Origin of the sequence: Orrella daihaiensis (assembly GCF_022811525.1) — a bacterium.
Taxonomy (GTDB): Bacteria; Pseudomonadota; Gammaproteobacteria; order Burkholderiales; family Burkholderiaceae_B; genus Algicoccus; species Algicoccus daihaiensis.
Genome location: NZ_CP063982.1, coordinates 1,872,234 through 1,893,559, shown reverse-complemented (window position 1 = coordinate 1,893,559; position 21,326 = coordinate 1,872,234). Strand labels below are relative to the sequence as shown.

Sequence of the window (21,326 nt, the reverse complement as noted above, 5' to 3'; positions counted from 1 at the left end):
TGAACTACATATTTCTCTATTTTTAATTTCTTTTAGTAATAAATGGTCGGCGTCAGGTATCTCTGTGAGCCAGATAAAAAACCCGCCACGTCGACATTCGCGATGTGGCGGGCGAGACCCACAAAATGATTAACTGAGCTTAACGCTATTGGGCCTTGACCTTCAAGCGCCAAGCGTGCAGTAACGGTTCGGTGTAGCCACTAGGCTGCTCCATTCCCTTGAACACCAAATCGCAAGCAGCTTTGTAGGCCATGGAAGTATCAAAGTTGCCAGCCATTGGTTTGTACAAGGGATCCCCCTGGTTTTGTTGATCCACGACGGCAGCCATGCGCTCGAAGGTGTCTCGAACCTGCTTTTCCGAGACGATGCCGTGGAGCAGCCAATTAGCGACGTGCTGACTCGAGATACGCAGCGTTGCACGATCCTCCATGAGACCGACATTATGAATGTCTGGCACTTTGGAGCAACCCACACCTTGGTCAATCCAGCGCACCACGTAGCCCAAGATTCCCTGGATGTTGTTATCTAGCTCTTGTTGCTTTTGCTCGTTAGTCCAGTTTGTGTCCGTGGCCACTGGCACGGTTAAAAGACCGGTGAGCAATTCTTGGCGCACATCATCAGCGTTGGTTTTCTCCAGTTCTTTCTGAATATCCGCCACGCTAACCTGGTGATAGTGCAAAGCATGCAGTGTTGCTGCAGTGGGGCTAGGTACCCAGGCGGTGTTGGCTCCAGCCTTGGGGTGACCAATCTTTTGCTTGAGCATCTCCGCCATCAGGTCTGGCATGGCCCACATGCCTTTGCCGATTTGGGCTTTTCCGCGCAGCCCACAAGTCAAACCCACGAGCACATTGTTGCGCTCGTAGGATTGAATCCAGTCGCTGGCTTTCATGTCGCCTTTACGAATCATGGGGCCAGCGTGCATGGCCGTGTGCATCTCGTCGCCAGTGCGATCCAGAAACCCAGTGTTGATAAAGGCAACCCGGCTCGATGCTGCAGCAATACAAGCTTTCAGGTTGACACTGGTGCGACGTTCCTCGTCCATGATCCCAAGCTTGACGGTGTCCTGGGGTAGGCCCAGCATTTGTTCTACTCGAGTAAACAATTCAGCGGCGAACGCTACTTCTTGTGGGCCATGCATCTTCGGCTTGACAATGTAGACGCTGCCTTTGCGGCTATTGCGAATCGGATGACCCTTGGCATCTTTGCCGCCGCCTTTGAGGTCATGCATGGCGATCAAGGTAGTGACGACTGCGTCAAGAATACCTTCCGGAATTTCCTTCATTTCGCCATGACCGGCGTCGTAGTGGATGGCCGGGTTAGTCATTAGATGACCGACATTGCGCAAGAACATTAATGAGCGACCATGCAAGATCACCGGCTTGCCATCAGGGCCCGTGTATTGGCGGTCTGCATTGAGGGCACGCGTCATGGTGCGACCACCTTTTTCAAAGGTCTCGGTCAGTGTGCCATTCAAAATCCCGAGCCAATTGCGATAGCCAGCCACTTTGTCTTCGGCGTCCACGGCAGCCACCGAGTCCTCTAGGTCGAGAATGGTTGACAACGCGGCTTCCAAGACCACGTCGCTGACTCCCGCGGGGTCTGATTGACCGATTTCAGTCTTGCGGTTAATCACAATGTCAATGTGTAGACCGTTGTGGGCCAGCAAAACATTGGTCGGGGTGGCCGCATCACCGTTATATCCAACCAGTTGTTTCGGATCCTTCAAGCCAACAGTTTGGCCGTCTTTCAAGGTTACGTGTAACTTGCCGTCAGCCACTTTGTAACCGGTAGCATCACGATGCGATCCAGATGCCAACGGCACTGTGTCATCGAGAAACTGGCGTGCAAATTCGATCACTCGCGCGCCGCGCACAGGGTTGTAGCCGCCGGCCCGTTCGCAACCATTATCCTCGGCAATGGCGTCGGTGCCATACAGCGCATCGTAAAGTGAACCCCAGCGCGCGTTGGCTGCGTTCAGTGCGTAACGAGCGTTCAAGATCGGGACTACCAACTGAGGACCAGCTTGAACGGCCAGTTCATCATCTACGTTGCTCGTGGTTGCAGCGACCGATTTGGGTTGATCTACCAAGTAGCCAATCGACTCTAGGAACTGGCGGTAGGCGGTCATGTCTGCGATTGGACCAGGATTCTTCTTGTGCCAATCATCTAGTGCCAATTGCAGTTCGTCGCGCTTTTTGAGAAGTGCGGCATTTTTGGGGGCGAGATCGGTCACGATGTCGTTAAAACCTGCCCAGAACGCAGCTTGATCTACGCCGGTACCTGGAAGTGCCTCGTTATCGATGAAGGATTTGAGTTCGGGCGCCACGCGCAGGCGGTCAACAACAATGGGTTGGCTCATGACTATGGATTCCTGATGATTAATCGGTGTGTGAATTACTGCACTATAAGGGACGATTAAATATTGATTAATGCTTAATTTGACGGTTCATCTTATCATTTGAGTATAAAGTTTGGATTTTGGCTGTTAGCCTAAAAACTCACTTACTGCCCGAGCGAGATGGTTTCAAACTCACCGGGTAACACGATTTCCAGCAGCTCCAAGTCATCGGAGTGGGCGATCTCTCGATGGCGGATGCCCGGTGGCTGATGCACACAGGATCCGGCAACAATTTTGTGCTGGCCGTGACCTTCATACTCAAAAATTGCCCAACCTTTCAGTACATAGACAATTTGTAACTGTAGGTTGTGATAGTGCCACTCACCGGTTGCATTGGTGCCTTCACGAGCACGAATAACGTGCATGACGGCTTTGCCATCAGTCGCCTCTTTGATGCCCAAATCCCGGTACTCAAAATACTGGCGCAGACCATCGTAAGAGAATTCTGATTGATCGGCATGTGAGATATTAAATTTCATGTCGCATCCTTGGTCAGCTCAGGCGCATTATGCTTTTTGCTTGGCAGGTGTTCTTTTTTGAGTTGTTTTCAAAATGCCTTTATTAGATGGCTTTTGGGTTACTGATTTGGCGTTTTTGGTTTTGTCCTTGGCTTGTTTGTACTTGTATTCGCATAGGTCTGCAATGCCGCAGATCTCGCACTTTGGATTGCGCGCGACACAAACGTAGCGACCGTGCAGAATGAGCCAGTGATGGGCATTTTGCAGGTACTGTGGCGGTACGAATTTCAGCAACGCCTTCTCGACCGAGAGTACGGTCTTGCCGGGTGCGATGCCGGTTCGGTTGGCCACCCGGAAAATGTGAGTGTCCACTGCCATGGTGGGTTCGCCAAATGCAGTATTCAAAACCACATTGGCTGTCTTACGACCCACACCAGGTAAGGCTTCGAGTGCTTCACGATCTCTGGGTACTTCGCCTGCGTGCTGCTCCACCAATTGTTGACAGGTGGCAATCACATTTTTTGCTTTGGTCCGAAATAGTCCGATCGTTTTGATGTAGTCGGTCACGCCGTGAACACCGAGCTTAAGCATTTTTTGCGGCGTACCATGCCTTTTGAACAACTCCCGCGTGGCGATATTGACGGATTTGTCAGTCGCTTGGGCAGAGAGAATGACCGCAATTAACAATTGAAATACGCTGTTGTATTCAAGCTCGGTGGTTGGGTGCGGATTGGCAGCTTCAAACCGGGCAAATATGGCTTCTCGCTTTTGTTTGTTCATGTTTGACCTCGGCGGGCGCGTGCACGCGCCAGTGCTGCTGCGACAGCAGCTTGTTTGTCGGCATCTGTAGCGACGGGTGCAAGCTGGTGCTCAGCTGGTGCGGATAATCGTTGGTTGCGTCTGTCGTAACGCAACCGCGCCAACTGCGCGCGTTCATCCGTCCATTCAGGGTTTTGCGCTGCCGGAATCATTTCGATGCAATCGACTGGGCAGGGCGCAAGGCACAAGTCACAGCCCGTACACCAGTCAGTCAATACCGTATGCATTCGCTTGTTGGCACCAACAATGGCATCCACTGGGCAGGCTTTTATGCACAGAGTGCAACCAATACAGTGTTGCTCGTCTATGACGGCCACATGCAATGGACCTGGTACGCCGCATTCTGGGTCTATCGACTTGATTGGCTTGTTTAACATCTGCGAGAGTTTGGCGACACCAGCATCGCCACCCGGTGGGCAACGATTGATGTCGGCCAACCCCTCAGCCATCGCTTGCGCATACGGCTCACAACCATCAAATCCGCATTTGGTGCATTGCGTCTGCGGCAGCACACGATTGATTTGTTCAATGAGTTCTGGGCTTGCCACGATTTACCAGTAGTTCTCAACAGCCAGCGTGCCAGGGTTGCCTCGGCGGCTGGCGGCAAACCCTTGTTCTTGTAGCAGTCCCCGCATTTCGGTCACCATCTCAGGGTTGCCGCAAAGCATGATACGAGCATCTTCAGCTGTCAGTGGTTGGCCGGTAACGCGTTGTAATAGTCCCTCGACGTAGGCTGTTGTGACCCGGCATGCGGCTTGGCCGTCATTCGGCCAAGGCTCCCGAGAGGTAACGGGCAGGTAAATGAATTGTGGGTTGGTCTGGGCCAATTGTTCGAGCGTTTGCCGGTATGCCAGTTCCCGGGCGGTTCTGACGCCATGCACGATGATGACTTTTTCAAAATGTTGCCACGTCGCAGCATCACGCAACATCGGCAAGTAGGCTGACAGCCCAGTGCCTGTTGATACCAGCCATAAGGCCTTGGCTGGCAGGAATCGTTCCAGCGTCAAGAATCCAAATGGTGCCTTCTCAATCCATAACTTGTCGTTTTCTTGTAGCGCGGCAAGCTTGGGGCTGAATTGACCGTCGGGGACGGTGACGCTGAAAAATTCCAGGTAGTCATCATCCGGGTGGGAAACCATGGAATAAGCCCGCCATAGATCTGGCTCGGTTTGTGCATCATCACTACGCAGGCCGATACGAGCAAATTGCCCAGGCACGAAATTAAAACCAGCGTCACGCGTGGCCTTGATAGACACCAAGCCGGGCGAGTCCCATTGCTTGACAGACAAAACTGATTGGCAAGTGTATTTCTCTTGGAGCTGATCTGCTGGCATGTCGCTTGTTGCTATGACTACAGTGATGTTTAACGTTCGAGATGTTTGAGCTTGTCGGCAACACCGTTCCACTGGTCCGCGTCCGGAAGCGGTTCCTTGGTCCGCGTAATTGTCTTGAATACCGGTGTAAGTTCGGCATTCAGTGCAATAAATCCGACTTGATCCTCTGGCACATCCTCTTCGGCAAAGATGGCGTTGGCAGGACATTCGGGAATGCACACAGCACAGTCTATGCATTCGTCCGGATCAATCACAAGAAAGTTGGGCCCCTCTTTAAAGCAATCCACCGGACAGACGTCTACACAGTCGGTGAATTTGCACTTGATACAGTTTTCAGTAACAACGTGGGTCATGGTTTGCCGGTCTCAAAAGTGCTGCAACAGCAGCGGTAAGATACAAAATCGTGGAATACACCCTAAAGTCGCATTTTAGCCAAACCAACAGGGGATGTTCGCATGACCCTAAGGTCTCTGAGCCTGTGTGCTAACTTGGTGCTTTGCAAAAATCGATGACGCTGCAACGGCTTACACATGATCATCCACTCCCTGTTAGACACCGATCTCTATAAATTTTCCATGATGCAGGTGGTACTGCATCATTTTCCGGCCGCTCAGGTTGAGTATCGGTTTCAATGCCGCACGCCTAATGTGGATTTAAGTGTTCACATCGACGAGATTCAGAGAGAAATCGACTCCTTGTGCGAATTACGTTTTACCGAAATCGAGCTTGATTACATCGGCAGTCTGCGGTTCATTAAAAGCGACTTTGTAGATTTTCTAAGGCTGTTTCACTTGCCCCGTCAGTGTATAGAAGTAACGCCTGCGAATACGAATGGTGCTATTTCAATTTCGGTAAAAGGACCTTGGCTTCACACTATTTTGTTTGAAATCCCGGTGCTCGCCATCGTCAATGAGGTGTACTTTCGACACGTTAGTCCAGTGCCTGATACGCATGAAGGTAGACGCCGTTTGCATGAAAAGATTGACTTGCTATTGAACGAGCCTGACATGGCCGCATTCAGAGTGGCCGAATACGGCACCCGTCGTCGTTTCTCAAGACAATGGCACGATGAAGTGGTTAGCATGCTCAAAGCGTCAATGGGTGAACACTTCGTGGGAACGAGTAACGTCGATATGGCAAGACGCCATGGCATTACGCCCTTGGGCACCATGGGTCACGAGTATCTTCAGGCATGTCAGGCGCTTGGGCCGCGATTGCGTGATTCACAGGTGTTTGCACTTGAGACATGGGCCAAAGAGTATCGAGGTGATTTGGGTATAGCACTATCAGACGTCTATGGCCTTGATGCTTTTTTGCGTGACTTTGACATGTATTTTTGCAAGTTGTTTGATGGTGCACGCCATGACTCTGGTGATCCCTTCGTGTGGGGTGAGCGCATGATCGCGCACTACAACGCCAATCGTGTTGACCCTAGCACCAAAACACTGGTGTTTTCTGATGCGCTGACATTTCCGCTTGCCATTGAAATTGCCCGTCGTTTTCAGGGCCGGGTGCGAGTTTCATTTGGCATCGGCACTAACCTAACCAATGACCTGGGTTTGCAGCCGCTGCAAATTGTGATGAAAATGGTTCGTTGCAACGGACAACCGGTAGCCAAGGTTTCCGATGCCCCTGAAAAAACAATGTGCGATGATCCGGCTTATCTGGCTTATCTGCGTCACGTCTTTGATTTGCCACCTAGCCCCTAAACCCGGAAATTTTGAATTTTCTTAAAGCTTCCCTTATTGGAGAATAACGACATGCAATCCATCCAGCGCGTGAATGTTCAAAAGCGTTTGTCTGACATGGCTGTTTACAACGGCGTGGCCTACCTCGCGGGTCAGGTCCCGGAAGATCCATCGTTAGACATCACTGGCCAAACTGAGCAGGTGTTGGCTATCGTCGATAGCTTGCTCGAGCAGGCCGGCACCAATAAATCCCGAATCCTGATGGCACAAATTTTTATTGCCAACATGGCCGAGTTTGATGGCATGAACAAGGCTTGGGATGCGTGGGTTTCTGATGGTAATGCACCACCGCGGGCTACCGTAGAGGCACGCCTGGCCAATCCGGATTTCAAGGTTGAGATCGTGGTGACTGCTGCGGTCTAATGGGTTGGGCATTGAATTGACTGACAAGTCCCTGGATGAATAGCCATTTCAATACAGTCACGGACGAACAAGTTGATCAAGTATCAACTGGCTTGACCTCCGAAGATAGAGCTCGTTTACTCGATGCTTTGCACTGGGCACAGCAGCGTAGCGAGCCGGCGGTTATCGTGGGTAGCCAACCGCTATGGGAACATTGTCTGGCCACCGCTGAGATTTTGGCGAGTCTACAGTCAGATGTGGCGAGCCGCATAGCGGCCATTTTGCTAGCTTTGCCAGCCCACGATGGCAAGGGGCTTGATCCGATATCAAAGACGTTCGGGCCTGAGATTGGCAAATTAGTGCAAGGAACACGGGCACTGCTAAAGCTTGGAGAAGTCGCCCGTGAAGCCACTGGTGGTGAGGTGGCCGACCTGGCCACGCAAAAAGAGAATCTGCGCAAGATGTTGCTAGCCATGGCAGCAGATTTGCGTATTGTTTTGATCCGCTTGGCATCACGCCTGCAAACGTTGCGTTGGCATGCAAAAACCAAGCAGCCATGTGGCGTTGAGTTTGCGCAGGAGACGCTCGATCTGTACGCCCCATTAGCCAATCGGCTCGGGATATGGCAAGTCAAGTGGGAGATGGAAGATCTGGCGTTTCGCTTTCAGCAGCCGGAAAAGTACAAGGAAATTGCCAAAGCCTTGGAAGAAAAGCGTATTGAGCGCGAGTCTTTTATTGATCAAACGCTGGCCGATCTCAAGGCGCTGCTTGAAGACGCAGGTATCGAGGCCTCTGTTTCAGGTCGTCCCAAGCATATCTTTAGCATCTGGAACAAAATGAATCGAAAGGCGGTTGACATCAGCCGCCTTTATGATCTTCGTGCCGTCAGGGTGATCGTGGCAGACGAGCGTAGTTGTTACAACGTGCTGGGGATTGTCCACGAGCACTGGTCCCCGATTGGCGAGGAGTTTGATGACTACATCTCCCGCCCCAAGTCCAATGGTTATCGCTCCTTGCACACCGTGGTCGCAGACAAAGCAGGTCGCGCTTTCGAAGTACAGATAAGAACGCAGGCAATGCATGATTTTGCAGAGCATGGGATGGCTGCCCATTGGCGCTACAAGGAGACGGGCAAGTCCAGCGCGCCGGCCGCCGGTGCTGAGGATTACGATCGCCAGCTAGCCTGGATGCGGCAATTGCTGGCATGGCAAACCGAAGCCGGATCCTCGGCGCTCGATCAACAACAACCGCAAACTGCTTCAGACCGCATTTATGTTCTGTCACCTCAAGCTAGAGTGATCGAACTGCCGCGAGGTGCTACACCCATCGATTTTGCATATCATTTGCACACCGACCTTGGTCATCGGTGTCGTGGCGCCAGGGTAGATGGTCAAATGGTGCCGTTGCAAACCAAGTTAGATACCGGTCAAACCGTTGACATCATCACCACAAAAGCGGGTGGGCCCTCGCGTGACTGGCTAAACCCACAACTCGGGTACCTCGCGAGTCCTCGCGCCAAGGCCAAGGTGCGCGCATGGTTTAACGCGATTGAATTGCAGCAGCGCATCACCCAGGGTCATGCGTTGGTAGAAAAAGAGCTGCAAAGGCTAGGCAAGACCGCCATCAACCAGGAGCAGCTCGCGCAGCAGCTCGGCTTTGCGCATGCCGATGATTTGTATGTCGCGGTGGCAAAGGAAGACTTTAGCCTGCGTCATATTGATGCCGTCTTTCAGCCCAAGTCCCAAGATGAGCAGACCCGTACGCAGCCGATTATCAGTGAACACAAGCCAGCTTCCAGTAGCCCAAGCGGTGTGTTGGTACAAGGGGTTGATTCGCTTTTGACGCAGTTAGCCCGTTGCTGTCGGCCGGCACCGCCAGACCCCATCAGTGGTTTTGTGACTCGCGGCCGTGGGGTTTCCATTCATCGATCTGATTGTCCAAGCTTTGTGCAGTTGGCTAGGCGCGATCCCGAACGTGTCATCGAGGTGTCGTGGGGGCAAACGGGTGACTCAGTCTATCCGGTTGATGTCGTCGTGCATGCCCACGACCGACATGGGCTGCTGCGAGACTTGTCGGAGGTGTTTGCGCGACTGAGACTCAATGTGGTTGGCGTCAATACGCAAAGTAAAGCTTCCTTGGCGCATATGGTGTTCACTGTGCAAGTCAGCGGTGCTGACGTTCTACAGCGGGCGCTCGCGGCGCTGACTGAGGTCTCGGGTGTGCTGTCGGCACAGAGGCGCTAGTGCCAAGTGGGAAATACGCCGTAAAACCTGCTGGCTGTTAAAATCGATCCATTATGTAATGCATTGCCAACTAGGGGGCATGGGCTGTGAAACCTTACGACTTTCCTGACGCGACCGGGCATTTTGGGCCTTATGGTGGCGTGTTTGTTGCCGAGACGTTGATGCACGCGCTCGCTCAGTTGCGACAAGCCTACGCCAAGTACCAGAATGACCCTGATTTTCTGGCTGAGTTTCACAGTGAACTGCGCCATTTTGTGGGGCGTCCTACCCCTGTCTACCACGCTCGTAGGTGGTCTGAAGAGTTGGGTGGCGCCCAAATCTGGTTTAAGCGAGAGGATTTGAATCACACGGGTGCCCACAAGATCAACAACAGTCTTGGTCAGGCACTATTGGCCCGTCGCATGGGCAAGAAACGCATCATCGCTGAGACCGGAGCAGGGCAGCACGGCGTGGCGACTGCCACGGTTTGCGCCCGTTATGGCATGGAGTGCATCGTGTACATGGGTAGTGAAGACGTCAAGCGTCAGGCACCCAACGTCTATCGCATGAAGCTTCTCGGTGCGACGGTAGTGCCGGTTGAGTCTGGTTCCAAGACCCTGAAGGATGCACTAAACGAGGCTTTGCGTGATTGGGTGACTAACGTGGAAGATACCTTCTACATCATTGGCACCGTCGCCGGTCCACACCCATATCCCATGATGGTGCGCAACTTTCACTCAGTAATCGGCGAAGAGTGCATCGAGCAAATGCCGCAGTACGCCGGGCGCCAGCCAGATTATGTTCTGGCATGCGTTGGTGGGGGATCCAATGCAATGGGGATTTTCCATCCTTACATCAACCATGAGGACGTCAAGCTTGTCGGCGTGGAAGCAGCAGGGCATGGCATTGCATCCGGTCATCATGCCGCCTCGTTGTCAGCTGGCCAGGTTGGCGTATTGCATGGCAATCGTACCTACGTCATTCAGAATGAGGATGGCCAGGTTCAAGAGACGCATTCGGTATCGGCAGGGTTGGATTATCCTGGTGTCGGTCCGGAGCATGCGTGGCTTAAGGACACAGGACGTGCGCGCTATGTTGGCGTGACCGATGATGAGGCGCTTGCCGCCTTTCACCACTGCTGCCGTATCGAGGGCATTATTCCGGCGCTTGAGACAGCGCACGCACTGGCCGAGGCCGCGCGACTGGCTCCCACGCTACCGAAAGACCGGATCATTCTGGTGAACCTTTCTGGGCGTGGTGACAAAGACATTAATACAGTGGCCACTCAGGCCGGTATCGAACTATAACGGCGGGCCTGATATCGTGAGCATTTCAAAAATCTCCGACGCATTCGAGCGATCTCGCGCTCAGCGGCGAGCTGCACTAATTCCCTATATCGCAGCCGGCAATCCGCTGCCCGAATCGACGGTGCCGTTGATGCATCAACTAGTAGCTGCTGGTGCGGATGTTATTGAGCTAGGCGTACCTTTCTCAGACCCGATGGCCGACGGTCCGATCATCCAGCGAGCTGCTGAGCATGCCATTTCGCAAGGTGTCGGGTTGAAGGATGTTTTGAAAGTGGTGTCAGAGTTTCGCAAGACTGATGAGCAAACCCCGATTGTTTTGATGGGTTATGCCAACCCGATCGAGCGCATGGGGCAGCAAGCCTTTGTTGAGAAAGCAGCCGAGGCGGGCGTGGATGGTGTTCTGGTGGTCGATTATCCACCAGAGGAAGCTGCTCAGTTCGTGGATCTGCTTGGTCAACATGACATGGCACCCATCTTCCTGTTGGCACCAACATCAACCGATGAGCGGATTGCTGCCGTTGGCAAGCTAGCCAAAGGCTACGTCTACTACGTGTCTTTGCGTGGTGTGACAGGAGCCGGGCATTTGAATACCGATGAGGTCGCGAGCCAGCTCGCCAAGATTAGACAGCACGTGACGATTCCTGTTGGCGTTGGGTTTGGTATTAGCGACGCCCAAAGTGCCAGCCGAGTGGCGGAAGTGGCAGATGCTGTGGTCATAGGCAGCAAACTGATTGACGTCATGAACAAAGCTTGGCAGGTGGTGCCAGTGGGCGAGCAAACCGACGTGGCTGTCACAGCGGGTCATGATTGGTTAAAGGGTATCCGGCACGCTTTGGACCAAGTTAACAAGCAGCCTGCGTAAGGGTTGGTGGAAAAAAATGAGCTGGTTAGACAAAATCCTGCCGCCGCGCATTAACAAAAGCGCTGAGGCCTCGGCAAAACGTGTTCCGGAAGGACTTTGGGTCAAGTGTCCTTCGTGTGAGTCGGTCCTCTATAACGAAGATCTGGCAGCCAACCTGCAAGTCTGTCCCAAATGTGATCATCACATGCGACTTGGGTCACGCGCACGGATTGACGCGTTGCTAGATTTGGAAGGTCGTCAGGACATTGGTCAGACCACCCGGTCTATGGACCCGTTAAAGTTTCGAGACTCTCGGAAATATCCCGACAGACTGCAAGAAGCGATCAAGCAAACGGGTGAGTCCGATGCATTGGTGACTGTAAGTGGGTCGATTCATGGTGTGCCATGCGTATTGTCATGTTTTGAGTTCGACTTTATGGGTGGTTCTATGGGGTCGGTCGTCGGTGAGAGGTTTGTGCGAGGGGTTCACGCAGCGATTGAACAACATACGCCTTTTATTTGTGTTGCAGCATCTGGTGGCGCACGTATGCAGGAGAGTCTTTTCTCCTTGTTGCAGATGGCAAAAACCAATGCTGCCCTGACTCAGCTGTCGGCACAAAAGCTGCCATTTATCAGCGTACTGACCGATCCAACGATGGGCGGTGTGTCGGCTAGTTTTGCGTTTGTCGGTGATGTGGTGATTGCCGAGCCAAAGGCACTGATTGGATTTGCAGGTCCTCGTGTTATTGAACAAACGGTGCGTGAGAAGTTACCCGAGGGGTTTCAACGATCTGAGTTTTTGCTGGAAAAAGGCGCCATCGACATGGTGGTAGACCGTAGACACCTGCGCGATGAGCTCGCTCGCTTGATGGGCTTGTTCATGAACCAAACAGTAGATATTCCGGTCAAGGCTACTGCAGCTAGCTAGGGCGTCGCTGATAAAAGAACTGATCTGACCTCACGACTGATGGGCAGTGAACGCCCACTAAGCCCAAGCCTTGAAACTGGTTTGGACGCCCTTGAGCGTAGCTGCTTATCCGTTGTGCTTAAACTGAGTGACGCGACCGTCGCTATGGACAATCTCGCGAGCGTAGAGTTCAAGGATTAAATCATTGTCGACAAATCCTTTAACCGTGACGCTGTCACCGACCTTAACCGGTACGAAGTTTTGCCAGCCGACGTAGACCTTGATATCGCCCGTTTCATCGGCGAGCCGAAACTCATCAGTATCCAAAATCCGTTCCACAGTACCTTTGACGTACACCATTGAACCGCGCTTGATGTCATCAATCGCCGTAATGCTCTGTTGGGCAATTGAAGGATCTGTGTTTTCGGTTGATGCAAATGTGACACCTGGCAGTAAAGTGGCCACGAGTATAAAAGCGGGAAGCGATGTTCGCATGATTGACTCCTGTTTTATGTAGGCGGGTACAAATGGTCCGCAAAGCTCAATCAAAAATTAATAGCGCGAGCAATAGTGCCACGATCGCCAGCACCCAGACTGGTAGCGAGAACTCGATTCGCTTGGAGAGCCAGTGTGGCAACTCATTGGGTAGGTTGATTGACTTGCTTTGATTCTGCTCTGACGACCTTTGGCTGTCGCTGCTGTTACTGGCCTTGTTATCAGGTGTGTTCAATCCTTCCTTGTGCGTGGTGTGGTCCATGACAGTAACCTCCGTTAAGAGATGGGCTATGAGTTCATGTGACCCCGCTTTGGGGCAAGTGGTTCCCGCAATATGACGATAACCTTCTGATATCAATGGGTTTTTGGGAAATAAGGCTATTGCCCATTTGACGAGCAACATAGCAAGGGACTGGAGTAGAGTAGCAACGGATGTGCCAGTGTCTATGCTGAGTCCTCACTGCGCTCAGATCGTAAAAAACCCGACACCTTGTGAGTGCCGGGCTTTTGACTGACCAGTGCCTTGCGTGTCAGACGCCGCTGCGCGTTTCGACTTGCGTCAATTGCACTTGGGCTGGGGGCGGCAAGATTTTGGGTTCTCTACCCAGCTTCACTGGCGGCTGGGACGCCACTTCACGTTGAACAAGCTCAACACGATCAGGGTTGCTTTCAACCCACTGCAAACCAGCACTGGCTACGATGGCATTCAAGGTTGCCTTGTCCGCCACTGGAGCGCGTACCAAGATATCGTCGGTTCTGGATGGCACAGCGACTACCGTAGCGGCCGACGTGTCGTGGCCGTTGCCAGTCGACGGGGTCGGAATTGGCGCGGCTTGTGTGGCCTGAGCTTGAGCGTAGACGGGCGCGTCTGTTTGAACGGCAGGTTCAGACGATGGCAATGCTTCGACCTCCTGAGAGCTTGAGGCTGCCAAGTCGCTGCTAGGGACAATTTGTTCGGGTGCAGAAGCGACTGTTTCCATCATGTCATTGGCCAAGCTAGTTTCAGCACGGATCGTGGTCGTCGATGCTGATGCGGGCTCAGCTGATGTTTCGACCGCAAGCTCGACCGAGGAGGGCTCCGGTGTTGTTTCACCGGACGCGTCAACGCTTGCCTGCACTGCCATCTCCGGGTTGTCACCCATCAATTGATCGGTCTCAGTTTGAGTGCCATCGCCACTGCGCTTGCCTCGGCGTCCGCGGCGACTGCGGCGACGGGGTTTGTCAGTAGCGGCCTCATCTGCTAGCTCAGTGGCTGGCGGTTGTTGCGAGGCTGTCGTGTTAATACCGTCTTCAGTCTCGACACTGTTGGCAATTTGTTCTTGCGCTTGCAAACTGTTCAGTTCGTTAGCAGCCATGGTTTCGCCCGTATTTGCCTTATTTCGGCTGCGGCTACGGCGCGAGCGGCGTGAGCGACTGTTGGCGCCGCTGGTCTCCTGCTCAGCGTCTGCATTTTCTGCGGCTGCTTGTGCGGCCGGCTGGTTTTGCTGTCGTGTTTGCACATCGGCATCCGCACGGTCATGGCGCCGATTGTCTGGGCGCCCAGCGCGTCGGTTTCGGTTATTGCTGCCTCGTCGATCGGATCGACCTTGACCTTCTTTGGGCTTGGCTTTTGTCTGCTGAGGCTCCGTGGTTCCACCAAGGATGCTGCTGAAGAGTTTGACAATTTGCCCCCATAACCCAGATCCTTCGGACTTTGCTGCAACCGACGTACGTTTGGTTGGGAGTTTTTGCGTCGCGGGTGGGGCTGGTTGTGCTGGAGTGACGCCTTTGACCAGTGCCTCAGGCTTGGCCTTGATTTCCTTTTCGCTACGAGTCAGACTCAAGTCAACAGAGGCTGGTTCTTCAAGCATTTCAAAGCTGGCCTTGGTCTCTTCTAACCGGGGGTCATCATGACGCAGGCGCTCGATGATATGGTGGGGCGTCTCCAGATGCTTGTTAGGGATCAGCATCAGGTTGATTTTCAGGCGTGCCTCCATCTTGGTGATGTCGGTGCGTTTTTCGTTCAACAGAAAGGTCGCGACTTCAACGGGCACTTGTGCGTGCACTGCGGCCGTGTTTTCCTTCATCGCTTCTTCCTGTAGCAGGCGCAGAACATGCAGTGCACTAGACTCTGCGTCACGGATAACACCTGTGCCGTTGCAGCGAGGGCAGGTGATATGAGAGCCTTCGCTAAGCGCCGGACGCAGACGCTGACGAGAAAGCTCGATCAAACCAAAGCGGGAAATTTTGCCCATTTGCACCCGCGCGCGGTCAACATGAAGGGCGTCGCGAAGCCGTTGCTCGACAGCTCGCTGGTTACGTGGTTCCTCCATGTCGATGAAGTCGATCACAATTAATCCGCCCAAGTCACGCAGGCGTAGTTGTCGGGCCGCCTCTTCGGCGGCCTCGAGGTTGGTGCGAGTGGCGGTCTCTTCAATGTCAGCGCCACGAGTGGCCCGTGCCGAGTTCACGTCGATAGCCACGAGTGCCTCGGTATGGTCGATCACGATTGAACCGCCAGAAGGTAGGTCTACGTGGCGCGAGTACGCTGTTTCAATCTGATGTTCGATCTGGAATCGCGAGAATAGAGGCACGTCATCTCGGTATCGTTTTACCCGCTGCACGTTGTCAGGCATGACCACGCTCATAAAGGCGGTGGCTTGATCGGCAATATCATCGGTGTCGATCAAAATCTCACCGATGTCAGGCGAGAAATAGTCGCGAATGGCACGTATCACCAGGCTCGACTCAAGGTAGATAAGGATGGGTGCCTGATTGGATTGTGCGGCTCCGTCGATCGCAGCCCACAATTGCAATAAATAGGAAAGATCCCACTGCAATTCCTCGACAGAGCGACCGATACCCGCTGTACGGGCGATGATGCTCATTCCCTGAGGAACTTTGAGCTGGTCCATGGCTTCGCGTAGCTCTTGGCGCTCTTCACCCTCGACACGGCGCGATACCCCGCCGCCACGGGGATTATTAGGCATCAGCACGAGATAGCGGCCCGCAAGTGAGATGAACGTGGTCAAGGCTGCTCCCTTGTTGCCGCGTTCCTCTTTCTCAACTTGTATGATGAGTTCCTGACCCTCTTTCAGGGCATCCTGGATTCGAGCTGACCGCACATCAATGCCTTCTTTAAAGTAGGCGCGCGCTACCTCTTTAAAGGGCAAGAAACCATGGCGATCTTCGCCGTAGTTAACGAAGCAGGCTTCAAGGCCTGGTTCGATTCGGGTGATAACACCTTTGTATATGTTGCCTTTACGTTGCTCGCGCCCGGCAGTCTCGATATCGAGATCGATGAGCTTTTGTCCATCTACGATTGCAACGCGAAGTTCTTCTTGGTGCGTTGCATTAAACAGCATGCGTTTCATTCAAACTCTCCGTAGGTTGGCGCAACAAGTTGTTGCGCAGCCTATGGCAAGCCGATGGAGACCTCTGTGAAACGCAAGACAAGCCCGCCGAAGTAGCGGGACGACATTCGTCAGGCAGGCGAGCCCGATATGGAGCCTGAGATTCCGCTAAATAGCCAGTTACGTTGTGAATTCAAATGATTTACCAATTGTTCTCTAACGCTGACAACATCAGGCTTTGAAGCCGCCTAATGCGGAAAATTTGACAGTTTCTTGTTGCGATTCGTTTCGTCATCCGGGGCACGCAATTTGCGTAGCCAGCCGCTTGCCACTCGATCTGAATGTGCTGTCGTTACAATGGCACCGGGAGATGGAGGCGACCAACCGTTGGCGCTTCTAAACATCTGCCTGATTTTTCAGACCTTTTTAGGCTAAGCGCATTATATGCCCGATTTACCCGTTCGCGAAGCGGTAACTGAACCGAAGGTGCAAGCCCGGCTCGTGGAGGTGACCGAGGCCCATGAGGGACAACGGCTCGATAATTTCCTGATTCGACTCTGTAAAGGGGTACCCAAAAGCCATCTGTACAAAGCAGTCAGAGGCGGGCAAGTCCGCGTCAATCGTGGGCGTTGCCAGGTTGACTACCGTTTGCAGCTAGGTGATGTTGTGCGTATTCCGCCGATCAGGGTGGCAAGTTCGACTGCACCTGAAGCGCCAGCAAAAACGTTTGAAGTGATCTACCAAGATGATGCGATATTGGTGATCAATAAACCGCCGGGCGTGGCAGTGCATGGTGGCAGTGGTGTCTCGCATGGCGTGATCGAGTCTTTACGAGCTGCCAATCCAGATTTAAGGTTTCTTGAGCTTGTGCATCGTTTGGATCGGGACACCTCGGGCCTTTTGATGCTGGCAAAGCGACGCAATGCACTGGTTAAATTGCACGCAATGATGCGTGAAGGCAAAGTCAATAAACACTACTTGGCTTTAGTAGAAGGGCGTGTGGCAAACGATCGGCAGCATCTGAAGGCACCATTGACCAAGTGGCTGACCGCTAGCGGTGAGCGTCGGGTTCGGGTTGACCCACAGGGGCAACCAGCCCACACCATAGTGACTTGCGTGGAGCGCTATGTTGATTGTGCTTTGCTCGATTGTGAGCTACGTACCGGGCGCACTCATCAAATCCGAGTGCATCTCAGTTCGATCGGACATCCGATATTAGGCGATACCAAGTACGGAAGCGATGAGCAGCTAGCTAGTTGGCGCGAGCTAGGGATCAAACGAATGTTTCTGCATGCTTGGCGCTTGGCGTTTGATCACCCACTGACAGGACAGCGCCTGGCGCTTGAAGCGCCGATGCCGGGTTCTTTTCATGGATTTATTCAAGACATCTCGAAAAAATCGACCAAAAACCGTGAGGGTGGCTAATGAGTCAGTATGAGTTAGTTGTTTTTGACTGGGATGGTACTTTGATGGACTCTACCGGCGGGATTGTGCGCGCGATCCAATCTGCCAGTCGAGATATGGGGTTTGAAGTCCCTGATGATCACGCCGCTGCCTGGGTAATTGGGTTGTCGCTCGATGAGGCTTTGGAACGCCTTGCTCCGAAGATGACGAATCGAGACCGGGAGAAATACCTCGAACGCTACCGATATCACTACCTAACCCAAGATATGGAACTGCGGCTTTTTGATGGGGTCATACCAATGCTGGACGCCTTAAGTAACCAGGGCGTGATGATGGCGGTGGCCACGGGAAAAAGTCGCGTCGGTTTGAATCGGGCACTTCATTCCACTGGCTTGGGTCAATATTTTGCAGTCACGCGTTGTGCGGATGAAACCCATGGTAAACCCAACCCACGGATGCTGTTAGAGATCATGGCCGACTTGGCCACCAAGCCTGATGCTGCCGTTATGATCGGTGATACAACCCATGATCTCGGCATGGCTGCCAATGCTGGTATCCACGGCCTTGGGGTAAGCTACGGCGCACATCCGGTGTCTGAGCTCAGAACGCACCCGCACCTTGATATTGTTGATAGCGTTGCTGGTGTGCATGATTGGCTTAAGCCGCGTACGCGTGGCATCAAATAGTGGAGCTTTGCCATGGGCATTTACCGATATCCTAAACCTCAAGCAACAGAAATAACGCCCAAAGAAGTCTGGCAAAACAGGCGGCGCTTCATGTCGGCTGGCGCTATGGTTGCAGGCGGCCTTGCTTGGCCATTTGCCTCATCGGTGGCGCATGCCAGTGCACTGGCGGCGCTGCCCTCTACACCGAACCCAGAGTTTATGTCGGTGGAAAAAATCACCGAACGCGTTCAGGCCACCACCTACAATAATTTTTACGAGTTTGGCATGGACAAGTCTGATCCTGAGCGTTATGCCGGGCAGATGAAAGTCTCCCCTTGGAGTGTCCAGGTTGAGGGTGAGGTAGGTAAACCAGGAACATACGCCATTGAAGATCTTCTGGCGCTTGAGCCAATGCAAGAGCGTATATATCGGCTGCGGTGTGTGGAGGGTTGGTCCATGGTTATTCCCTGGATTGGGTACCCCTTGTCGGCATTGCTCAGCAAGGTTGAGCCCACTGGCAATGCCAAGTACGTCGAGTTCATTACTGACATGCAACCTGAAGTGATGCCAGGCTTGAAGTCCTCGGTCATCGATTGGCCTTATCGAGAAGGTCTGAGGATGGATGAGGCCATGCATCCTCTAACGCTGCTGACCTTTGGAATGTATGGTGAGGTGCTACCGAACCAGAATGGTGCGCCGGTACGTATCGTCGTGCCTTGGAAGTATGGATTCAAGTCGGCCAAGTCGATTGTCACCATCCGGTTGACCGAAAAACAGCCCACATCGAGCTGGATGCAGTCTGCGCCACGTGAATATGGCTTTTATTCGAATGTGAATCCGACTGTGCCGCATCCACGCTGGAGTCAAGCCACTGAACGCCGCATCGGCGAAGGCGGACTTTTTGCGCCGCGACGCAAGACACTGATGTTTAATGGCTACGAGGAGCAAGTGGCTTCAATGTATAGCGGCATGGATCTGGCCAAGTTCTACTGAAGTGCCAACTCTTTCTGCAACGCACATTGCATGGGCCAAACCACTGCTCTTTGTAGCAGGGATGTATCCCTTGTTGCGGTGGTTTTATCTTGGGCTCACGGACGGATTGACGGTAAATCCCACTGAGTTTTTAACTCGATCGTCAGGCACCTGGACACTGGTATGCCTGATGGCGACCTTGCTTGTCTCACCACTGCGAGACTGGCTCAATGAGCCAGCGCTGATCCGACTTCGTCGCATGTGTGGTTTATTTACTTTTTTCTATGCCACATTGCACCTGCTAGCCTGGGCATGGTGGGAACAAAACTTTGTGCTCGCTGATATGGGACTCGACATTGTCAAGAGGCCATTCGTGACAGTAGGTGTCGTGGCCTTTTTGGTGATGCTAGGCATGGCATTGACTTCGAGTCATCGAGCAATGGTAGCCATGGGTCGTTATTGGAAGGCGTTGCATCGCTGGATTTATCTAGTGGCAGTGTTGTCGATCATTCATTACTGGCTTCACAAGGCTGGCAAGAACGATTTTCTGGAAGTTACGATTTACGGCCTGGTGTTAGCAGCTTTATTGGGCTGGCGCCTTTGGCGGTACTGTCGACCAAAGCGCGCCGGATTTAAATAATCATCAGGTATTTGCGTAGCCTACGCTTGAAACAAGAAAAGAGTTGGCTTGCCGGTAAGTTCGGGTTTCGATGATTTTTTCCACTCATTGACGGTCATGGTTCGTATCCATTCATGTGAACCTGTAAGGTCGCTGGCCACGCATAGCCTGGTCTTGGGGTTTAGTGTCTGCAGCAAGCTGTCGAACATGGCGGCGTTACGATAGGGCGTCTCAATCAGGATTTGTGTCTGCGACAGACGTGCAGATAGTTGTTCCCACTGCTTGAGCTGACGGCTACGTTCATCTGGTTTGACGGGTGCGTAGCCGTGAAAGGCAAAGCGTTGACCATCAAGCCCGCTGGCCATGAGTCCGAGCATAATTGATGAGGGGCCAGTCCAAGGCTTGACCGATGCCCCGAGCTCGTGCGCTAGGGCAACCACACGTGCACCAGGATCAGCAACAGCAGGGCACCCGGCCTCAGAAACCAAGCCGATTGACTGGTTGTTTTGCAGGGGCGCTAACCAGCTGCGGATCGTTTGACTGTCGGTCTTTGCGCTCAAAGTTTGAATGTCAATCTCCTGAATGGGCCGCTCAAGCGCCAACAGTTTGAGAAATGCCCTAGCCGTTTTGGCGTTCTCAGCGATGTAATGAGTTAGCGTGGCGGCCTGTGTTTGAGCATGGCTCGGGAGCCAGGCGTCGATGGGCGCTTCAGACAGACCAACAGGAATGAGATGGAGAATGCCAGTGTGTTGAGTTTGCATTTGAACAGGTGGTTAAGTATCGAATGTCTTGGGAATCAGTGGGTCCAGCCCGACGAGTGCTAGCAAATCAGTCAGCTCAATGAGGGGTAAGCCAATGATCGCTGTGGGATCATTGCTTTCTAGTGAAGACAAAAGGGCGATACCCAAACTTTCTGCCTTGGCACTACCCGCTGTGTCAAAAGGTTGATCGATCTGCAGGTAGTGTTCAATTTGAACTGCCGATAGCCGTCGGAAAGTCGCTTTACAAGTGCTGACTCTGATGCGAGCACTGCTTGGTGTGACCAGCGCAAGTGCGCTGTGAAACATGACTGTCTGCCCGCTGAGCATACTCAATTGCCGCCGAGCTTGCTCGGCGCTACCGGGCTTTCCAAGGGCGACGCCGTGCAGGTCAAGCACCTGATCTGCGCCGATCACGATCGCCTCGGGTGCTTCGCGGGCAATGGCTCGCGCTTTTTTCAACGCTAGTCGGCGCGCTAACACCAGGGGTGTTTCTCCCGGCAGGATAGATTCGTCCACGTCTGGTGATTTGCTTGAAAAAGGAATATTTAGCCTCGAAAGCATTTCTTGTCGGTAGGGTGAACTCGACGCAAGAATGAGGTTCGGCTGGGTATGGGCAGACACGGATGCAAGCATTTGTATTAACAAGGAATTTCACGGTATGATAACGGGCTTTGCCGCTTATGTTGAGTAGGCTAACTTTTA

General features: G+C 53.0%; 21 protein-coding genes. 10 read left to right on the top strand and 11 right to left on the bottom strand.

Annotation, left to right across the window (positions count from 1 at the left end; all coding sequences use genetic code 11):
• Window positions 1–145: 145 nt before the first annotated feature.
• The 6 genes from DHf2319_RS08785 to fdxA all read right to left on the bottom strand — a co-directional run bounded on the left by DHf2319_RS08785 (window position 146) and on the right by fdxA (window position 5,362).
• A complete protein-coding gene (locus DHf2319_RS08785; RefSeq protein WP_243477842.1) occupies window positions 146–2,359 on the bottom strand; it encodes a malate synthase G in 2,214 nt (737 codons plus the stop codon).
• Window positions 2,360–2,502: 143 nt separating this feature from the next.
• On the bottom strand, window positions 2,503–2,877 hold the full coding sequence (locus DHf2319_RS08780) for a cupin domain-containing protein (protein WP_243477841.1): 375 nt from the start codon (window positions 2,875–2,877) through the stop codon (window positions 2,503–2,505).
• Window positions 2,878–2,904: 27 nt separating this feature from the next.
• Window positions 2,905–3,636, bottom strand: a complete 732-nt coding sequence (gene nth / locus DHf2319_RS08775; RefSeq protein WP_243477840.1) for an endonuclease III — start codon at window positions 3,634–3,636, stop codon at window positions 2,905–2,907.
• Window positions 3,633–4,226, bottom strand: coding sequence for an electron transport complex subunit RsxB (locus DHf2319_RS08770; RefSeq protein WP_369810247.1), 594 nt, complete (start codon window positions 4,224–4,226; stop codon window positions 3,633–3,635). Before DHf2319_RS08770 ends, nth begins: the two co-directional genes overlap by 4 nt.
• Window positions 4,227–5,009, bottom strand: coding sequence for a ferredoxin--NADP reductase (locus DHf2319_RS08765; RefSeq protein WP_243477838.1), 783 nt, complete (start codon window positions 5,007–5,009; stop codon window positions 4,227–4,229). It lies immediately after the preceding gene.
• A gap of 29 nt (window positions 5,010–5,038) precedes the next feature.
• Window positions 5,039–5,362 (bottom strand): ferredoxin FdxA, encoded by a 324-nt coding sequence (gene fdxA, locus DHf2319_RS08760; RefSeq protein ID WP_243477837.1) that lies wholly within the window; start codon window positions 5,360–5,362, stop codon window positions 5,039–5,041.
• 177 nt (window positions 5,363–5,539) lie between these two features.
• On the opposite strand from fdxA, the gene pncB reads away from it, so the two are divergent.
• The 6 genes from pncB to accD all read left to right on the top strand — a co-directional run bounded on the left by pncB (window position 5,540) and on the right by accD (window position 12,397).
• On the top strand, window positions 5,540–6,718 hold the full coding sequence (gene pncB / locus DHf2319_RS08755; protein WP_243477836.1) for a nicotinate phosphoribosyltransferase: 1,179 nt from the start codon (window positions 5,540–5,542) through the stop codon (window positions 6,716–6,718).
• 51 nt (window positions 6,719–6,769) lie between these two features.
• Window positions 6,770–7,120 carry a RidA family protein gene (locus DHf2319_RS08750; protein ID WP_243477835.1) on the top strand — a complete coding sequence of 117 codons (351 nt, stop codon included), beginning with the start codon at window positions 6,770–6,772 and terminating at the stop codon, window positions 7,118–7,120.
• A gap of 35 nt (window positions 7,121–7,155) precedes the next feature.
• On the top strand, window positions 7,156–9,342 hold the full coding sequence (locus DHf2319_RS08745) for a RelA/SpoT family protein (protein ID WP_243477834.1): 2,187 nt from the start codon (window positions 7,156–7,158) through the stop codon (window positions 9,340–9,342).
• A gap of 86 nt (window positions 9,343–9,428) precedes the next feature.
• Window positions 9,429–10,628, top strand: coding sequence for a tryptophan synthase subunit beta (gene trpB, locus DHf2319_RS08740; RefSeq protein ID WP_243477833.1), 1,200 nt, complete (start codon window positions 9,429–9,431; stop codon window positions 10,626–10,628).
• A gap of 13 nt (window positions 10,629–10,641) precedes the next feature.
• Entirely contained in the window at window positions 10,642–11,490 is an 849-nt protein-coding gene (gene trpA / locus DHf2319_RS08735; protein WP_243480071.1) for a tryptophan synthase subunit alpha, read from the top strand.
• Between the two features lie 16 nt (window positions 11,491–11,506).
• A complete protein-coding gene (accD, locus tag DHf2319_RS08730; RefSeq protein ID WP_243477832.1) occupies window positions 11,507–12,397 on the top strand; it encodes an acetyl-CoA carboxylase, carboxyltransferase subunit beta in 891 nt (296 codons plus the stop codon).
• Between the two features lie 105 nt (window positions 12,398–12,502).
• Here the strand turns inward: accD and DHf2319_RS08725 are convergent, their stop codons facing one another.
• The 3 genes from DHf2319_RS08725 to DHf2319_RS08715 form a co-directional block, all read right to left on the bottom strand.
• On the bottom strand, window positions 12,503–12,871 hold the full coding sequence (locus tag DHf2319_RS08725; RefSeq protein WP_243477831.1) for a NirD/YgiW/YdeI family stress tolerance protein: 369 nt from the start codon (window positions 12,869–12,871) through the stop codon (window positions 12,503–12,505).
• 46 nt (window positions 12,872–12,917) lie between these two features.
• Window positions 12,918–13,133 carry a hypothetical protein gene (locus DHf2319_RS08720; RefSeq protein ID WP_243477830.1) on the bottom strand — a complete coding sequence of 72 codons (216 nt, stop codon included), beginning with the start codon at window positions 13,131–13,133 and terminating at the stop codon, window positions 12,918–12,920.
• 268 nt (window positions 13,134–13,401) lie between these two features.
• A complete protein-coding gene (locus tag DHf2319_RS08715) occupies window positions 13,402–16,224 on the bottom strand; it encodes an Rne/Rng family ribonuclease (RefSeq protein WP_243477829.1) in 2,823 nt (940 codons plus the stop codon).
• Window positions 16,225–16,647: 423 nt separating this feature from the next.
• Here DHf2319_RS08715 and DHf2319_RS08710 point away from each other — a divergent pair, with 423 nt between their 5' ends.
• From DHf2319_RS08710 to msrQ, 4 genes are read left to right on the top strand one after another with little or no spacing between them, the layout of a single operon-like run.
• Window positions 16,648–17,628, top strand: a complete 981-nt coding sequence (locus DHf2319_RS08710; protein WP_243477828.1) for an RluA family pseudouridine synthase — start codon at window positions 16,648–16,650, stop codon at window positions 17,626–17,628.
• Window positions 17,628–18,293 carry an HAD-IA family hydrolase gene (locus tag DHf2319_RS08705; RefSeq protein ID WP_243477827.1) on the top strand — a complete coding sequence of 222 codons (666 nt, stop codon included), beginning with the start codon at window positions 17,628–17,630 and terminating at the stop codon, window positions 18,291–18,293. Before DHf2319_RS08710 ends, DHf2319_RS08705 begins: the two co-directional genes overlap by 1 nt.
• A gap of 12 nt (window positions 18,294–18,305) precedes the next feature.
• The gene (gene msrP / locus DHf2319_RS08700) at window positions 18,306–19,265 is read left to right on the top strand and encodes a protein-methionine-sulfoxide reductase catalytic subunit MsrP (protein WP_243477826.1); all 960 of its coding nucleotides are present in this window, start codon (window positions 18,306–18,308) and stop codon (window positions 19,263–19,265) included.
• Window positions 19,204–19,884: a protein-methionine-sulfoxide reductase heme-binding subunit MsrQ gene (gene msrQ, locus DHf2319_RS08695; RefSeq protein ID WP_501993939.1), complete on the top strand. Its 681-nt coding sequence runs from the start codon at window positions 19,204–19,206 to the stop codon at window positions 19,882–19,884. Before msrP ends, msrQ begins: the two co-directional genes overlap by 62 nt.
• A gap of 20 nt (window positions 19,885–19,904) precedes the next feature.
• On the opposite strand, the gene DHf2319_RS08690 is transcribed toward msrQ, so the two are convergent.
• Together DHf2319_RS08690 and DHf2319_RS08685 are read right to left on the bottom strand one after the other, a co-directional pair.
• Window positions 19,905–20,624, bottom strand: coding sequence for an SAM-dependent methyltransferase (locus tag DHf2319_RS08690; RefSeq protein ID WP_243477824.1), 720 nt, complete (start codon window positions 20,622–20,624; stop codon window positions 19,905–19,907).
• A 12-nt stretch (window positions 20,625–20,636) separates the two neighbouring features.
• Complete coding sequence (locus tag DHf2319_RS08685; protein WP_243477823.1) at window positions 20,637–21,257, bottom strand: Maf family protein; 621 nt, start codon at window positions 21,255–21,257, stop codon at window positions 20,637–20,639.
• Window positions 21,258–21,326 lie beyond the last annotated feature (69 nt).